Origin of the sequence: Bacillus sp. FSL K6-2431 (assembly GCF_038005165.1) — a bacterium.
In the GTDB taxonomy this organism is placed as follows: Bacteria; Bacillota; Bacilli; order Bacillales; family Bacillaceae; genus Bacillus; species Bacillus pumilus.
This window is the reverse complement of the sequence record NZ_JBBOSQ010000001.1, coordinates 1,679,950-1,697,440: the sequence shown is the minus strand read 5'-3', so window position 1 is coordinate 1,697,440 and position 17,491 is coordinate 1,679,950. Positions and strand designations below refer to the sequence as shown.

Annotated in this window: 7 protein-coding genes; 4 read left to right on the top strand and 3 right to left on the bottom strand. The window is 43.9% G+C overall.

What is annotated here, in order from left to right:
* Positions 1–12 precede the first annotated feature (12 nt).
* Both MHH40_RS08460 and MHH40_RS08455 read left to right on the top strand, forming a co-directional pair.
* A complete protein-coding gene (locus MHH40_RS08460; protein WP_340900931.1) occupies positions 13–8,208 on the top strand; it encodes an amino acid adenylation domain-containing protein in 8,196 nt (2,731 codons plus the stop codon).
* Positions 8,209–8,214: 6 nt separating this feature from the next.
* Entirely contained in the window at positions 8,215–8,955 is a 741-nt protein-coding gene (locus tag MHH40_RS08455; protein ID WP_050945481.1) for a thioesterase II family protein, read from the top strand.
* A gap of 35 nt (positions 8,956–8,990) precedes the next feature.
* Here the strand turns inward: MHH40_RS08455 and MHH40_RS08450 are convergent, their stop codons facing one another.
* Complete coding sequence (locus tag MHH40_RS08450; protein ID WP_340900930.1) at positions 8,991–9,905, bottom strand: DMT family transporter; 915 nt, start codon at positions 9,903–9,905, stop codon at positions 8,991–8,993.
* A 130-nt stretch (positions 9,906–10,035) separates the two neighbouring features.
* Here MHH40_RS08450 and MHH40_RS08445 point away from each other — a divergent pair, with 130 nt between their 5' ends.
* Complete coding sequence (locus MHH40_RS08445; RefSeq protein ID WP_226804646.1) at positions 10,036–11,373, top strand: aminotransferase-like domain-containing protein; 1,338 nt, start codon at positions 10,036–10,038, stop codon at positions 11,371–11,373.
* On the opposite strand, the gene MHH40_RS08440 is transcribed toward MHH40_RS08445, so the two are convergent.
* Both MHH40_RS08440 and MHH40_RS08435 read right to left on the bottom strand, forming a co-directional pair.
* Positions 11,370–12,062: a 4'-phosphopantetheinyl transferase family protein gene (locus MHH40_RS08440; protein WP_050945484.1), complete on the bottom strand. Its 693-nt coding sequence runs from the start codon at positions 12,060–12,062 to the stop codon at positions 11,370–11,372. The genes MHH40_RS08445 and MHH40_RS08440 overlap by 4 nt on opposite strands.
* 197 nt (positions 12,063–12,259) lie before the next feature.
* On the bottom strand, positions 12,260–12,904 hold the full coding sequence (locus MHH40_RS08435; RefSeq protein WP_044140485.1) for a YczE/YyaS/YitT family protein: 645 nt from the start codon (positions 12,902–12,904) through the stop codon (positions 12,260–12,262).
* 535 nt (positions 12,905–13,439) lie between these two features.
* On the opposite strand from MHH40_RS08435, the gene MHH40_RS08430 reads away from it, so the two are divergent.
* Positions 13,440–17,489 (top strand): isopeptide-forming domain-containing fimbrial protein, encoded by a 4,050-nt coding sequence (locus MHH40_RS08430; RefSeq protein ID WP_340900929.1) that lies wholly within the window; start codon positions 13,440–13,442, stop codon positions 17,487–17,489.
* Positions 17,490–17,491 lie beyond the last annotated feature (2 nt).

Sequence of the window (17,491 nt, the reverse complement as noted above, 5' to 3'; positions counted from 1 at the left end):
AGGAGAAGAACGATGTTAATGAGTAGAAGAAAAGGACATGCAGCAAATCATATCGTCAGAATCAACGGAAAACGAATCGATCTCAAAGCATTAGAACAGGTCGTGATGCTTCATTTTCCGTTAAAGGAATGTGCATTCATCCCGAAGAAAAATGAAGAAGGTAGCCTCTCGCTTGTGCTATTTGCACAGGCGAAGGACCCTTCGCTAGCAAGAGAGGATCTAATGACAGGCGCGCTTCACCCTGATGAAGTGCCAGCCGCTCTCGTCTTATTGCCTTCCTTGCCAAGGACAGAAAGTGGAGCGGTCGATACAGAAGCACTGCTTTCGATTGACATCATTGATGAAGAGAGTTTGAGAAAGATAGAAGATCGTACGAAAGCTATAGATGGAGTAGAGGAAGCGGCTGCTCTCATTGAAAGTCAGACAGAAAAACAAACGCCTTATCACCTAGATGATCTGTTTCCTAATCGGCAGCGTGCGCAAGGGAACGAATCGATCTCGAAGGATGAAGAGGGCGAAACAAAGCAAGCATCTTCTCATGAAAAGCCGCCTGCACTTGTGTATGGCGGGGATGTCATCAAAAAACCAGGCACACCTGTCACACTGACAGAGGTGTTGATTCGATCAGCCTTTATGTCACCTGACCGCGGGGTGACCTATATCAAAGAAGGCGGGCGCACGTTGACCCAATCCTATCCTGAGTTACTCACAAACGCAGAACGGGTTCTGTCTGGTTTAAGGAAAGCAGGCCTGACAAACGGCGATCAAGTGTTACTACAATTGAAAGATCATCAAGATTTCATCACTGCGTTTTGGGGCTGTATTCTCGGTGGTATCATTCCGACTCCGGTTTCTGTACCGCCTGTTTATGATGAAACGAATCAAGCTGTGAACAAGCTGAAAGGCGTGTTTCGGCTGCAAAATGAACCGTTTATTATGACGAATGAAGCAAGTGCTGAGGACATTGCTGGGCTGCGTGAGTCATTTGAGGCAAAAGACATACCTATTTTAACAATCGAAACATTGCTCTCGTGTGAACCTGATGAACAGCATTATGAGCCAGAGCCAGATGAGCCTGTGCTTCAGCTGCTCTCTTCAGGTAGTACGGGTGTGCCAAAGTGTATCCGTCACAACCATCAAAGTATTTTATCTCGAATCATCTCCTTTGAGCAGACAAATGGCTTTACGCATGAGGATGTGTCGCTTAACTGGATGCCGCTTGATCATGTAGGAGGCATTGTCATGTTTCATGTGCATGACGTCTACTTTGGCTGCCAGCAGATTAGTCCATCCATCGATCAATTTATCGAGCGGCCGATGGTGTGGCTGGATTGGGTAGAAACATACGGCGTCACAAGGACATGGGCACCGAATTTTGCTTTTGCGATGATGAATGAATATGAGGACGACATTCGCAAGGGGAGCTGGGATCTCTCCACACTGACTTATATCATGAATGCAGCCGAAGCGGTTGTGCCAAAAGTGACGCAGCGCTTCATGCATATGATGGGTCAGCACAGATTAAGCCGTCATGCGATGGTGCCGGCGTACGGCATGTCTGAAACATCCTCAGCCATTGTTCAATCAAAGAAATTCATGCGGCATGGTGATCAAGATGGACAGCTGACGATTGATCAGACTTCGTTAACAGGTGAAATTCAATACGTGGCGCAAGATCATCCGCACAAAATGACGTTTACCGAAGTCGGTGCACCGATTCCGTCTGTATGGATTCGGATTGTAGACGAGCATCATCATGTGCTGCCAGAAGATCAGGTCGGGCGCTTGCAGGTGAAGAGTCCGACGATTATGATGGGCTATGATCAAAATGAGGAAGCCAATCAAGAGGTATTTGTGGAAAATGGCTGGTTTCACACGGGGGATTTAGGATTTATCCACGAAGGGCGTCTTGTTCTAACAGGCCGGGAAAAGGATATCATCGTCATCAACGGAGCCAACTATTTGAATTACGAAATTGAAGCAGTTGTGGAAGAGGTGGACGGGGTGGAAGTCACCTTTGCCGCTGCGTACGGCATCTACAATCCCGAATCAAGCAACGACACGCTTGCCGTCTTCTTTGTGACACAAAAGGATTCGCTAGAGGAACAAATCACGATGATTCAGCAGATCAGAGAGGCCATCATTCGTAAAATTGGCATAGAGCCCGATCACATCATTCCAGTGAAAAAAGACCAATTTCCGAAAACAGAAAGTGGAAAGATCCAACGTGCTCAGTTAGGCGCGGCGCTAAAAGAAGGGATATTCCGTGACATTGAAAGGGCACTGGACCTTGCTTCTGAAAATGAACAAACACTGCCAGATTGGTTTTTCAAACGCAATTGGGTAAAGGAGCATATTGGTCCGTCTCAGCCTGCTGCTGATCATGTACTCGTTTTCGAGGATGAAAAAGGGCTTTACCAATCACTTTACGCCCATTTTGAAAAAAGAAATCAGCCCTATGTTTCTGTGAAAAAAGGACATGAATTTTTGCGTCTGTCCAAAGGGATGTACCAGATGAACCCGAGAATCAAGGGGGATTATGTCAGACTCGTTGCAGCACTTGAAGCAGATGAATTAAAGACAGGGTGCATACTCCATTTGTGGAATGTGGCAGACAAAGAAGCCATTGTTGAGCCTGCGCAGTTCACAGAAATGCATGCGAGGTCCAATCAATCGATTTTGTACTTGTATCAAGCATGGAGGCAAGAAAACAAAGAGCCTGTCCGGCTTGTTGTGGTGACAAAGGGTGGTCAATTTGTAAGCCCTGAAGACGATCTTCATGTGGAGAAAACGTCGCTCGTTGGTTTATTAAAAACCATCCCGCAAGAATGGGAAGGAGCAGAGGTGTCCCATATTGATATTGAAGCGGAGCAAGTGGAGCAGGATGCAAAGCACATTGCTGATGAGCTGTCGGCGATTCATATAAAAGCAGAGGTGGCATACCGAAAAGGGCACAGGCTCGTACCAAAGCTGGAAAAAGTCGATATGATGAACGCACCTCAAACAGAAGGATTTTTAGAATATGAAGGACTTTATTTGCTGACCGGAGGACTCGGCGGTATTGGATTTGAACTGTCTAAGCAGATGCTCCAATTTGGCCTAAAGCTTGTATTGATTGGAAGGACTTCTTTGGAAGACAGCTTGGAAAAGAAAGAAGCGTTTTTACAGCTAAAAAGTCTCGGTGACGTTATCTATGTACAAGCGGATGTGACCGATTTAGCTGACATGGAGCGGGCGATTTACAAAGCAGAAAAACATTTTGGTCAAACCATCCGGGGTGTGCTGCATTTAGCCGGTGCTGGCAATGTGTCAGAGCATTTTCAGCATGCGGATAAGTATACATTGGCGCATACGTCAGAAGTGGATTTTACAAAGGAACTGTCAGGGAAAGCAGACGGAGCGTTTGTCCTGCAGGAAGCCTTCAAGCATGATCCGGCAGTACCACTCGTCTTTTTTGGATCAGTAAATGGCTTTTTTGGCGGTACAACATTCGGGGCTTACTCTGCGGCCAACAGCTTTTTAGATGGGCTTGCGCACACGCTCACCTTTCAAGAAGGAAGACGGGCGATCTCTTTAAACTTTAGTATGTGGGATAATCTCGGTTTGTCTAAGGGACATACCGGCGCAGCCCTTACCGTCCGCAAGGGATTTCAATTGATTGGAAAGAAGCAAGGTCTCCATTCATTATGTCTAGGTGCTCGGCTGAATGAAGCGCATCTATTTATCGGACTAGATGGAGCCAATCCAGAAATCGCAGCGTATCTTCAGCCAGCGCCAATACCGACTTTTGAGAAAAAGCTTTTTTACACAGTTCAGCCTGGCAAAGAAGTGCATGTGGAAGATATCGCAGGCGGAACAAAAGGTGACTGGGATATTCAGCAAGTACAGGAAATACCGAAAAAACTAGATGGCTCTATTGATCATGAAGCCGTTAAGCTGAATCATCACAAAAATGGACAACCCCTTGAAAAACAATTGCCAGAAACGAAAACAGAGCAAATGCTTGCTGCCATATGGGAGGACATTTTAGACGTTGATCGTGTGTACAAAGAGGATCAATTCTTTGACCTTGGCGGACATTCATTAAAGGCGACTCAAACCATTTCTCGGATCAATCATGAGTTTTCAATCAAGGCGCCTTTAAAAATATTATTTGAAAGCAAGCATCTGGCACATTTGGCGCAAATGGTTGATGACATCAAAGAGGCACCTGCTGTTCAGGAAGCCAATATTCCAAAGTTGGAAAAGCGAACAAGCTATGAACTGTCACATGCTCAGAAGCGTATTTGGTTCTTATCCACATTGGAAAAGAGCCATCATTACAATATATTAGGTGCTTGGAAGCTGACAGGACAACTGCACATTCAAGCGTTAACAAAAGCGATTGGTCTCTTAACGAAACGTCATGAAGCACTACGCGCAACTTTTCAATCGCTTGGTGGCAAGCCAGTTCAACTGATACGTGAAGACCTTCCGCCATCCGTCACTGTTGCGAACTTCTCATTATTTAATGAAAAAACAAGAACGAGAAGACTCAAGCAGCTTATTCAGCAAGAAGCGAACCGCATTTATGATTTAGAAAGAGGGCCTCTTGCGCAGTGGACGATTGTGGATATGGGCAATGAAGAATTTTATCTTCTTTGCGCGCAGCACCATATCATTTCAGATGCATGGTCGCTCAGTCTGCTCATTCAGGAGTTAGAAATGGCATATGACGGGCTGCTTGCAGATGAAGCGCCGCAACTCCCAGCGCTGGAAATTGAATGGACAGATTATGTCCATTGGGAAAATGAGCAAGTAATGCATCATCAAGTAGACCAAGCCTATTGGCTCGATCATTTACAAGGTGATCTTCCGGTGTTAGAGTTGCCGTTTGACCGTCCTCGCCCGCCAGTTCAAACATTTAACGGCGCTACAGAGCAAATCGTCTTGGAAGATACGCTTATCCGCCGTTTGCAGGCTTTGTCCAAGCAGCAGGGCACAACACTGTTCATGACGATGCTGTCAGCGTACTACGTCCTGCTTCACAAGCTGTCCGGACAGACAGATATCATCATTGGTTCGCCGATCGCAGGGCGAGGTGCCAAGCAATCAGAGAAGCTTGTTGGAATGTTTGTGAATACACTCGCGCTGAGACAGGATATCTCCACAGCAGATACGTTTGCTGATGTCATGGAAAACGTGAAGGAGATGACATTAAAAGCCTTCGAGCATCAGCGTTATCCATTTGATAAGCTTGTCGATGATCTTTCATTAGATAGAGATTTAAGTCGATCGCCTATTTTCCAAGTGGCGATGGGTTATGTAACAGATTCGCTCCATGTCAATCTCAAAGGGCTGACAAGTGAACATGTGATGATTCATCATACAGTGTCTAAATTTGATCTCACCTTACATGTATTTGAACAGGGGGATCAGCTGTCGATCCAAGTGGAATACAATACAGATTTATTTGATCAAGAGACCATTCATCGTTATATGAATTATTATCTTCATCTGCTAGATGGTATGACAGCTCAGCCTGAACGTACATTTTCTGATTATTGCTTAATGGACAAAGCGGAACAGGCTGCGATGATCATAGGGAAAAACCAAACGGCTACGCCCTATCCAAAGCGCACCATTCAAGAGCTGTTTGAAGAACAGGTGCAGCGTGATCCGCACCGCATTGCCTTGTCTTATTTGGAAGAGCACATGACGTATCAAGAGTTGGATGAGAAGGCAACACAGCTTGCTGCTTACTTGCAATCAAAAGGAGTTGGACCAGGTTCACTTGTACCGATGCTTTTTGATCGTTCCTTTGACATGATTGTCTCAGTGCTAGGCATTGTCAAATCTGGTGCTGCATATGTTCCAATGTCACCAGAATATCCAGATGCGCGAATCCGCCTCATTGTTCGCGATACGCAAAGTGATGTGATCATCACTCAATCTCATTTAATAGAGCGTCTAGTAGACTTTACAGGTACAAAGATTGAGATGGACAAGCCATTACCAGTAACAGATGCAGTGTATCAAAGAGAACAATCAATCATTGGAGAAGACCAGTTAGCCTATGTCAACTACACATCAGGCTCAACAGGTACACCAAAAGGCGTCATGCTCCCCCATGCAGGAGTTGTCCGTCTGGTTCGAAAAACAAACTATATAAAACTAGGTCCAGATGATAAGATGCTTCAGCTCTCAAACTATGCTTTTGATGCCTTTACATTTGAGTTGTGGGGCATGCTGCTGAATGGCGGTCAGCTCATTCTGATTCCGAAATATGCCGCACTGAATATGGATGAATTATCACGGCTGATCAAAGTGCATCAAGTGACAGCCAACTGTCTGCCAACCGCTTTATTCAATCGGCTGGTGGAGCACGATCCAAAAAGTGTAGCAGGCTACCGCACATTACTCGTTGGCGGAGAAGCGATGTCCAGTGAGCATGCACGAAAGGCACTACCACATATGGAGGGTGTACTCATCAATGCTTACGGTCCTACAGAAAACACGACCTTAGCCACAACACATCAAGTCACGCACATGCCAGAGGGAGCAAGGTCAGTTCCGATTGGTGTCCCAGTATCGAATTCAACTGTCGTCATACTAGATGATGCGCTCAACCCAGTGCCAGCAGGCGTCAAAGGAGAAATTTACATTGGCGGCACAGGGCTGGCAAAAGGCTACCTTCATGATCTAGAGCGGACGCATGAACGGTTTATAGACAATCCATTCCCTGAACTAGGGGGAGACAGGCTGTATCGTTCAGGTGATCTAGGTACATGGCGTTCAGATGGCACCATTGAATATCTAGGCCGAAAAGACAACCTCGTGAAAATTAGAGGCTACCGGATTGAATGTGGAGAAATAGAGACAGCTCTCCTCAAGCATCCACAAATAAAAGAATGTACAGTCATCGCCAAAACGTATGGCAGCTCAAAACGGCTGGCGGCCTACCTTGTCACAGACGGAGAGAATCCTGTTTCAGGCTGGAAAGCATTTTTACAGGAAAGCCTGCCAGGCTACATGATTCCAAGTTACTTTATTGTAATGGACGAAATGCCAGTTACAACAAACGGAAAGGTTGATCAAAAAGCACTGCCAGACCCAGCAGAAACGATCTCTCTTTCTCAGGGGGATGACAAACCAGTCACCGAAACGCAGCAGCTGATTGTCACAGCTTTCAAGGACGTGCTTGGTGTCAAACAAGTAGGCATACATGACTCATTTTTTGATTTAGGCGGCGATTCAATTATGAGTATCCAAGCTGTTGCCAAATTAAAAGAACAGGGGATTCGTGTGGATCCAAAATGGATTTTCATGCATCCAGCGCCGGCTCAGCTAGCCGCACATGTGGACGCAATGCCAGAGGCCGGAGAGCACGTCGAAAGGTCTCCAAAGGACTACGTGATTGAGCTGAAAAAAGGCGATCCAGCCGTACCGAGGATTTTCTTTGCACCGCCTGCCGGTGGAACGGTGATGGGCTATATCGATGTGGCTAAGCTGATGACACATCAAGGCGCTGTGTACGCCTTGCAGTCTCCTGGCTTATATGAGGATGAAGAACCGCAATTCCTCCATTACACAGAGCTTGTGTCCATATTTGTTGAAGCCATTGAGACCTTCTATCGACCTGGTGTTGACTATCTAGCAGGGCATTCAATGGGCGGGCACCTTGCCTACGGAATGAATCAGCGGCTCTGCCATGCAGGAAAAGCGCCGAAAGGACTCATCATTTTAGATACCGTCCCTGTGTTAAGAGATGAGGCAGATCAGGCGCTCCATGCGGATATGAACGAAGAAGAAGTGAAAATGCTTGCGCTTGTCCTTGGAATGGGGAATCTTGTCGGCATCCAGCCAGAAGCATTACAAGGGCTGAGCTTCCAAGAAGTGAAGCAAAAAATACTCAAAGAGGCAGAAAAGGATGAAGTGGTTCATCAATTTATGAATGATCAGTATTTAGATAAATATTTGCAAATGCAAACGCATAATACAATCATGTCACAAGCCATTGAATTAGAAAAAGAACCATTCGATGTGCCGTTTTATATTGTACAAAGCAGTGATCACGCCATTGATTTTCAGAAGAAGTTCTCAGACTGGGAGGCTTATACGAAAGGATCATGCTCGTATTATCACATCAAAGGAGACCATGTCACCATGATGAAAAGGCCGCAGGCAGATGAACTGGCACGGATTCTTCAAACGATGATAAAGGGGTAAGAACATATGAACCATTTATTTAAAACCTTTGAAAAAAAATCAGACCTTATTCAACTTATTTGTTTTCCTTTTGCAGGCGGTTATTCCGCCTCGTACCGCCCGCTTTTTGAACAGCTAAAAGGCACTGCCGAAGTAACAGCAGCAGAGCCCCCAGGTCATGGAACCAATCTCATGCCGCTCGAAACGAGCATTGACCGATTGGCTGAGCTATACAAAGAAGGGCTCTCGGGCAACTTGAACCGCCCGTTTATCCTGTTCGGACATTCCATGGGAGGACTTGTTGTGTATAGACTGGCTCAGCTGCTAGAAAAGGAAGGAATCGATCCTGCAGCAGTCGTGATCTCGGCTATTCAGCCGCCGCAAACAAAACGACAGATCCTGACCCATTTATCGAATGAAGCATTTGTTCAGCATATTGCCGAAATGGGCGGGATTCCAAAGGAATTATTAGAGAACAAACCAATGATGGATTACTTTACGCCGTCCTTACGTGCAGACTATCAGGCGCTGGAAACCTTCCAGCACAAAGATCAATCCATCATCGAAACACCCGTTTATTTATTCAATGGAACAAAAGATGAAAAATGCATGAAAGATGCAAATGGCTGGCTGCCATGGGCAAAAACCATCGAACGCACCAATTTCGAAGGAGGGCACATGTATATCAACACACACCTCGAGCCCTTCGCAGAACAGATGAGACATGTGATTGACGTTGCAAGCAAACAACAATTAATGAAACTTTAAAAGAAAGCGGTCCTCCTTAAAGGGACCGCTTTTTCTTATGAATTCCGCTTTTTCACCACATTCCCGCCAATCACTCCGCCAATGACCAGCACACCTCCGATGAGATGATACCAATCGATTGTTTCATGTAAAATGAGAACCCCAGCGGCAACTGTAATAAACGCAGATAAATTGTTAAAGATGCTGACCTTTGCCGCTTCAAGCTGAGAAAGGGCATAGTTTGATAAATATGCCGTGAGAAGTGATGAAAGAATGCCTAAAAAGAGCATTGACCATACAAAGGATGGTTGTGTAAATGGGCTGAAAAATTGCGGCATTGTCCCGTTTGCTGAATGCTGGATGAGCGCAGCGGCATTGAAGAAGACAAATCCAAAGAATGTCATCACGAAAGTGAGTTCAATCACATGGAAGCGCCGTGTAATCACTCGGGCAAATACACTGTATGCACTGGAGGATAAGGCTGAAAGTAATATCAGTCCATAGCCGATCATGTGTGAATGCTTCACATCAATTCCCTTCATGACAAAGAGAAGCATCACCCCGCACACAGAAAGAATGGTAAACAGCACTTGGATCCATGTCGCGCGTTCCTTTAAAAACCACGCGGCAAGCACCATCGTCAGAATGGGGATCGTTGCCTGAATAATACCAGCCTCTGACGAAGAGGTATACATCAGCCCCCATACTTGAAAAGCAAAAAACAACACAGGATAAAGCAAGGAAAACGGTACGATGTAGAGAAGATCATGCCATTGAATGGAGAGGCGGATCTTCTTTCGTAAAAATGGATAAAGCGATAGTGCGGCTGCAAAAGAAACTGTAAAGCGGTGTGCTAATAAATCAATCGGGTTTGCTGATTCTAATGCAATTTTGACAAACAAAAATGAAAAACCAATGATCGTGGCGTAGCCTATCGCGGCAGCATACGCTTTTTGTTTTGAAATGTCCACAATTTGACTCCTTATACGAGCATGCATGCTTCAGTTGAATTGACCGGTTCTGTTCTTCTATCGTAATCGGATCATCTAAAGTGTACAATAAGAGAACATGATATCTGTACCGGTACAAGGAGGAAGTGGTGTGAGGAAATATGATCAGCTTGTTCTCAGCTTAAAAGAGAAGATGACGTCTGGTGAATACCATGCAGGCATGAAGATCCCCTCCATTCGCCATTTGGCGGCTCAATATGCAGTGAGTAAAAGCACTGTCATCAAAGCACTAGACACATTAGAACGTGAACATCTGCTGTATTCTGTAGAAAGAAGCGGCTATTATGTCGTGAAAACGAAGCAGTCAGCGGGGAAACAGGATAGCACATGGATTGATTTTGCTTCATCTGCACCTGATCCCGTCGTGTTTCCATATGTTGATTTCCAGCACTGCATCAACCAAGCCATCGATTTGTATCAAAATGACTTGTTTATATACGGCACAGCCAACGGATTACCCTCGCTGCTGCCAGTCATTTCTAAGCGATTAATGGATTATCAAGTGTTTGCAAATCCAGAACAGATCGTTATGACTTCTGGTATTCAGCTGGCGTTATCCATTTTAAGCACCATCCCTTTTCCGAATGGCAAACAGACCATATTAGTCGAACAGCCAGGCTATCATCTATACCTTCAATATTTAGAAAAAAATCAACTGCCTGTACGGGGGATTCAGCGGACGGAAAAGGGAATTGACCTTCAGGAATTGGAGCGCATCTTTCGAGAAGAGGAGATTCGTTTTTTCTATACGATGCCAAGGTTTCAAAACCCGCTTGGAACGAGCTTGTCAAAGCAGGAGAAAAGAGCGATTGCAGCTCTTGCCGAGACATATGACGTCTATATCGTTGAAGATGATTACATAGCCGATTTAGAATTCGACGCAAAAAGAGACCCGATCTATTCGTACGATCAGGCGGGGAAGGTCATTTATTTAAAAAGCTTCTCCAAAATCATCTTTCCAGGACTTCGAACAGGAGCGGTCGTCTTACCTGAGGAACTGATTAGACCTTTTAGCGAACACAAACGGCTCATTGACATCGACAGCTCCATGCTGTCACAGGCAGCCTTAGAAATATATTTAAAAAGCGGGATGTTTGAACGGCATCGAGACAGAATGCGGGCGACCTATCGCAACCGATCCAAACAACTAGTGACATGCCTGAAAAGCGATCAAATCGCTTATCAACTGGGAGAAGAGGAGCCAGCTACTCATACACATGTACGTTTCGATCGGTCAATTCCGATGAACCAGCTCATTCAGCAGTTGAAAAAGGCATCTGTTTCCATTCAGTCAATCGACCGCCATTATCTGTCGACTTATCAAAAAGACCCCATTCTTCAGTTGAACATTTGGCATGTGAAAGAAGAGCAAATCACACGTGGAGTCGATTTGATAAAGACAGCATTTCAGCAAATTGGGCGATATTAAAGACGAGACAGTACATCACTACAAGAGAGTATCTCAACACGTTCAGCCGCAGAAGGCTTTCGTGTACACACCGCCATTTGGTAGGTAGGATCAAGTGAGTATGTTTGAACAAAGCAGGGCGCTTCATGATCAGGTAATGCAAGCGTCGCCTGTCCATCCTCTGACAGGCGGGCTGTAAAGGACGAAAGACCATAAGATAATCCCTTTCCAGTCAGCTTGATAAAGGCCTCCTTCATTGACCATAAATGAAAGAAGTAGGCTTCCTGCCGTTCTGCCGGTTGTGAAAGTAAATCCTCATACTCATCTGCTGAAAAAAATCGTTTAGCAATCGCTAGATCAATCGGTTTGATCTCCTCAATATCAATACCTACAGGTGCATCATCTATTGCGCATACGACCCAATCACCAGAGTGAGAAAGATTAAAATGAAAAGAAGGAATGTGCCGGACGACAGGCTTGCCATTGCCCTCTGTTTCAAAAACGATCTCATCAAAAGGCAGATCGTACATATCATGGATCATCTGACGAACCAGAACCTCACCTAACAAGGTCCTTCTTGCATCGACCAAAAAGCGAAAGCGCTCAGCCGCAGCACGTTTTTCAGCTGAAACAAAGGGTTTCAATTGATCGATTTGTTTTCGTGCATGGATGTCATCTAAATGCTGTAATTGGATAGCGAAAATCTTCATAATGAACCTCTAATTTTTTACATTGATTGTACCATTGGAGAGCGCCGTACAAAAGGGAAACAGACCTCCTTTTCAGCGAAAGCTCAAAATGACAGGAAGTGGAAGGGTTGGGTTGATTTCCTCTTATGAATATAAGAAAAATCTGTTTATTTATTTTGACACAAGAAAAGCCATTCTTTTTGTAGAATGGCTTGTTCTTATCGGATAAGCGTCTGAACAGGTTTCTCTGCTGTTTTTGTAATAAGCAGCTGCAGGAGCCGTGTCGATTGCGGTAAGGAGAATCGAAGGACGAGACCTGTAAAAATAGCCGTCAGAATCGTGCCAACGCCAATCGGCCCGCCGAGCATCCATGCAAATAAAAGCACTGTTAGCTCAATGCCATTTCGCACCCACTGCACGTTCAATCCTGTTTTCGCTGAGATGAGCAGCATTAATGAATCCCTTGGCCCGGCGCCAAGATTCGCTGAGACATAAATGCCAACACCATAACCTGAAACCACAACGCCCGTAATAAACACATATAAAGCGGGTAAATACCCATGTGGTGCAGGCAATACCGCATTAAAGAAATCTATAAACATACCAATCAGCACCATGTTCAGTAATGCGCCGATCTTTGGAAATGATTTCGTAAAAACAGATGTTAGTGTCACAATGAGTGCACCAATAATGATGGACCACTGTCCAATCGTGAGTCCAAAGTGCTGAAACAGTCCGTAGTGGAAAGCGTCCCAAGGACCAATGCCTAGAATCTTTCCTTTCACTGTCAGCGATAGTCCAAAAGCTAGTACGATCAATCCAACAAAATAAAAAAACCAACGTAAAAGATGTTCCCGCTTCAAAAGCTTTCCCTTCTTTCTTAAACACTCGAATTCAATCGTAACATACTCCCACGCCCCTTTAAATGGCTTTGCTCAATTGTAATCGCTTACTTATAAAAAGAATTTTTCGCATCGTAAAAGGTCAAAACAAGAGCAAGACTTTCGACTTGTTTTTTTTAACAAAGTGAACCAATCATTCCCTTTTTTTAAGATAAAATGAAAAAAATTCAATATATACTGACAAAAAAATAAGCATCACCCAATTAAAGAATATTTATCTTTAAATAGAAAGGATTGTATGTAAATCACATCATAAGACCTGTTTGGAAAATAGATAGATGAGGAATTTCGGGATGGAAAAAGGTTATTTTATTGGAAAAACATAAGCAAATCAATCATCGGGAGGTATTTAGTTCAAAATGTCTATTTTTGTCGAAAATAGTCATTTAGTCCTGTTGAGGCTTTTGAAATCTTACTGATATTCTTTACCAAAGTGTGGGAGGTGAACTGGTACATACCATTATGATTTAGAGCAGGGAAAAGGGGATGTCAAAAAATGAACATAGTAAAAAGAACAAGTCAATTATTTCTAATATTGGTGTTGATTGCTGGAAATTTATTAACAGTCTCACCACCTGTTACGAAAGCCGCTGGGACGGTGGTTGTCAATAACACAGATTCCTACATGATTGGAAATGGTAAGTTAGTTCTTTATCAGCTTGATGGGCAAAACCCAACAAACGTAAAGGCTAGTGTACAGGTGAAGGGAATTAATTCGTCTGTAGTGAACGGTGTTGCTGTGAATGATCAAGAAAACACAGTGTATGCAACTACGACAGCAAGTGGAGAGCCAGTTCTTTATAAAATAAATGCGACCACTGGACAAGCAGAGCGTGTAGGTGTTTTAGGCGGAAAAGCGCCTAATGCCGTTGTTTATAACGGTAAATATATTCATTCGTATACGGTTGGTGGAGAACCCTACCTTGCAACGTACGACTTAGCAACTGGTCAAAAAACGGCCAAGAAAATTGCCGGTTATGACGTTGGCCCTGGCATCGGCGGAGACATTGGCGGAGACCTTGTAGTCGATAAGGATGGCTATCTTTGGTTCGCATCTAATACCAGTGGGTCCATTGCGCAAATGAATCCTGAAACAGCTGAAGTCATTCGAGTGATTCCAATCACAAATGCAGATGGTAAACCTATTGAGGGAGGAGTACGAGGAATTAGCTTTTTGCCAAATGGACAAATGCTATTACAATCAGGAAAAGATGACTCTATCGGTCATTCTACTCTTTTTACACTTGATGCGAAAACATTAAGTACAACATATATGGGCACTGCAGGTGATTCATTATCTTACGACTTAGCTTCAAGGGTGAAGCCCGAATTTGATCCATATCCTCCTAACCTTGAATCAGAAAAATCTGTTGCCTTACAGAAAAAAGCAGAAGGCAACACAGATGAAAAGAATCCAGAAGTAGGCGACACATTGCTTTATACAATTAGAGCAAAAAATACGGTGCAATACGGTATTCTTAAAAATCTGACCATATCAGATAATCTTCCGAGCAGCTTAGCCTATGTGCCAGGCTCACTTAAGGTGGATGGCGCAGGCATAACAGATGCAAAAGACCAAGACAAAGGTGATTTTACAAACGGTACTGTTACAGGTCAAATAGGTGATGTGAAAGACACCGATTGGCACACCGTGACATTTGAAGCGAAAGTAGCAAAAGGTCAAGCTGGCAAAGATATTCAAAATACAGCCAATGTCAAAGGGGAAAACACACCGCCAGACAAACCAACAACAAACATAGAAATTTATCCTCGTGATCCAAAGCTTGAATCAGAAAAATCAGCGGTCTTACAGAAAAAAGCAGATGGTAATACAGATGAGAAGCACCCAGAAGTAGGCGACACATTACTGTATACCATTCAAGCCCGTAACACTGTTGAAGACAGCTTCATTGAAGACCTTGTGATTTCTGATAAGTTACCTCAAGGATTATCATATGTACCAAATTCTCTTCAGATAGATGGGAATCCAGTTACAGATACAAAAGATGACGACAACGGTGATATGACAGATGGAACTGTCACTGGAACGTTCGGTGAAGTGAAAGATGCGAAATGGCATACCGTGACATTTGAAGTCACAGTTGAAAAAGGTCAGGCAGGCAAAGACATTCAAAATACAGCGAGTGTCACAACCGGCAACACACCGCCAGACGAGCCGACAACGAATGTAGAAATCTATCCTCGTGACCCGAAGTTGACTTCTGAAAAATCAGCCGTCTTGCAGAAAAAAGCAGATGGTAATACAGATGAGAAGCATCCAGAGGTCGGTGATACCCTTCTTTATACGATTAAAACAAAGAATACGATAGAAGACAGTCTCGTTAAAAACTTAGTGATCTCAGATGAACTGCCAGAAGGATTAGCATATGTGCCAAATTCACTTGAAGTAGACGGACAAGCGGTGACAGATGAGCAAGATCAAGACAATGGGGATGTCACAAACAGAACCGTATCAGGACAATTCGGTGACATTCAGGATACAGATTGGCATACCGTGACGTTTGAAGTGACGGTTGAAAAAGGACAGTCTGGTAAAGACATTCAAAATACAGCGAGTGTCACAGGTGAAAATACACCACCAGACGATCCAACAACAAAAACAGAAATCTATCCGCGTGATCCAAAGCTTGAATCAGAAAAATCAGCGGTTTTGCAGAAAAAAGCAGAAGGTAACAAAGATGAGAAACATCCAGAAGTAGGGGACACCCTTCTTTATACGATTAAAACAAAGAACACGATAGAAGACAGTCTTGTTGAAAATCTAGTGATCTCAGATCAATTACCAAAAGGGTTGGAGTATGTCGCTGGTTCTCTTGAGATTGATGGAGAATCCGTCACAGATGTGAAAGATGACGATAGCGGTGACTACACAGATGGAAAGGTCACGGGGTATTTTGGCGATGTGAAGGACACGGACTGGCACACTGTGACGTTTGAAGTGACAGTTGAAAAGGGACAGGCTGGTCAAGACATTCAAAACACAGCCGAAGTAACAGGTGAAAACACGCCGCCAGATGATCCAACAACGAAAACAGAAATTTACCCTCGTGAGCCAAAACTAGCATCAGAAAAGGATGCAAGCATTCAGAAAAAAGCTGAAGGTAACACAGATGAAAAGACACCTCAGGTAGGAGATACCCTTCTTTATACGATCAAAACAAAGAATCTTGAAGAAGACAGCATCGTTAAAAATTTAGTCATCGCAGATCAACTGCCAGAAGGTCTTGAATACGTCGAAGGATCATTAAAAGTAGATGATCAAGCCGTCACAGATGCAAAAGATGACGACAACGGAGACTACACAAAAGGCACAGTAACTGGTCAATTTGGCGATATCAAAGACACGGACTGGCATACGATTACTTTTGAAGCGAAGGTTGCTAAAGGCCAATCAGGTAAAAGCATTCAAAACACAGCGAAAGTAACAGGCGAAAACACGCCGCCAGATGAGCCGACAACCGAAACAAAAATTGAACCAAGAGATCCAAAGCTTGAATCAGAAAAAACATCTGAGATCTCTCAAAAAGCAAAAGGTAATACAAATGAAAAACAAGTTCAGGTAGGCGACACCCTTCTTTACACCATCAAAACAAAAAATAGTGTAGAAGACAGTGTCATAAAAGATCTAGTCATCGCAGATCAACTGCCAGAAGGTCTTGAATACGTCGAAGGGTCATTAAAAGTAGATGACCAAGCCGTCACAGATGCAAAAGATGACGACAACGGAGACTACACAAAAGGCACAGTAACCGGTCAATTTGGCGATATCAAAGACACGGACTGGCATACGGTTACTTTTGAAGCGAAGATCGCTAAAGGCCAATCAGGTAAAAGTATTCAAAACACAGCAAAAGTAACAGGCGAAAACACACCGCCAGATGAGCCGACAACCGAAACAAAAATTGATCCAAAGGATCCAAAGCTTGAATCAGAAAAAACATCTGAGATCTCTCAAAAAGCAAAAGGTAATACAGATGAAAAACAAGTTCAAGTAGGCGACACCCTTCTTTACACCATCAAAACAAAAAATAGTGTAGAAGATAGTGTCATCAAAGATCTAGTCATCGCAGATCAACTGCCAGAAGGTCTTGAGTATGTCGAAGGGTCATTAAAAGTAGATGCACAAGGTGTCACAGATGCAAAAGATGACGACAACGGAGACTACACAAAAGGCACAGTAACCGGTCAATTTGGCGATATCAAAGATATGGACTGGCATACGGTTACTTTTGAAGCGAAGGTCGCTAAAGGATATGAAGGTAAAACCATTCAAAATATCGCAGTTGTGAAGGGTGAGAATGTGGACGAACCAGACAAACCTGAAAACTCCACAACGGTAGAACCGCCGCATGTGCCAGAGGTGCCAGGGAATCCAGAACAGCCTTCTCATTCAGAACCGGATACACCTGGTCATCATCTTCCGAACACTGCAACAGCGATGTACAACCTTTTACTAGCAGGATTTGCACTTGTGCTAATAGGTGCCTCCCTTATTGTATGGAAAAGAAGAAAAAGAAACGAATAATT

Coding starts and splice junctions, on each gene's coding strand:
- MHH40_RS08460 (WP_340900931.1), top strand. CDS start 13: ATGTTAATGAGTAGAAGAAAAGGACATGCAGCAAATCATATCGTCAGA.
- MHH40_RS08455 (WP_050945481.1), top strand. CDS start 8,215: ATGAACCATTTATTTAAAACCTTTGAAAAAAAATCAGACCTTATTCAA.
- MHH40_RS08440 (WP_050945484.1), bottom strand. CDS start 12,062: ATGAAGATTTTCGCTATCCAATTACAGCATTTAGATGACATCCATGCA.
- MHH40_RS08430 (WP_340900929.1), top strand. CDS start 13,440: ATGAACATAGTAAAAAGAACAAGTCAATTATTTCTAATATTGGTGTTG.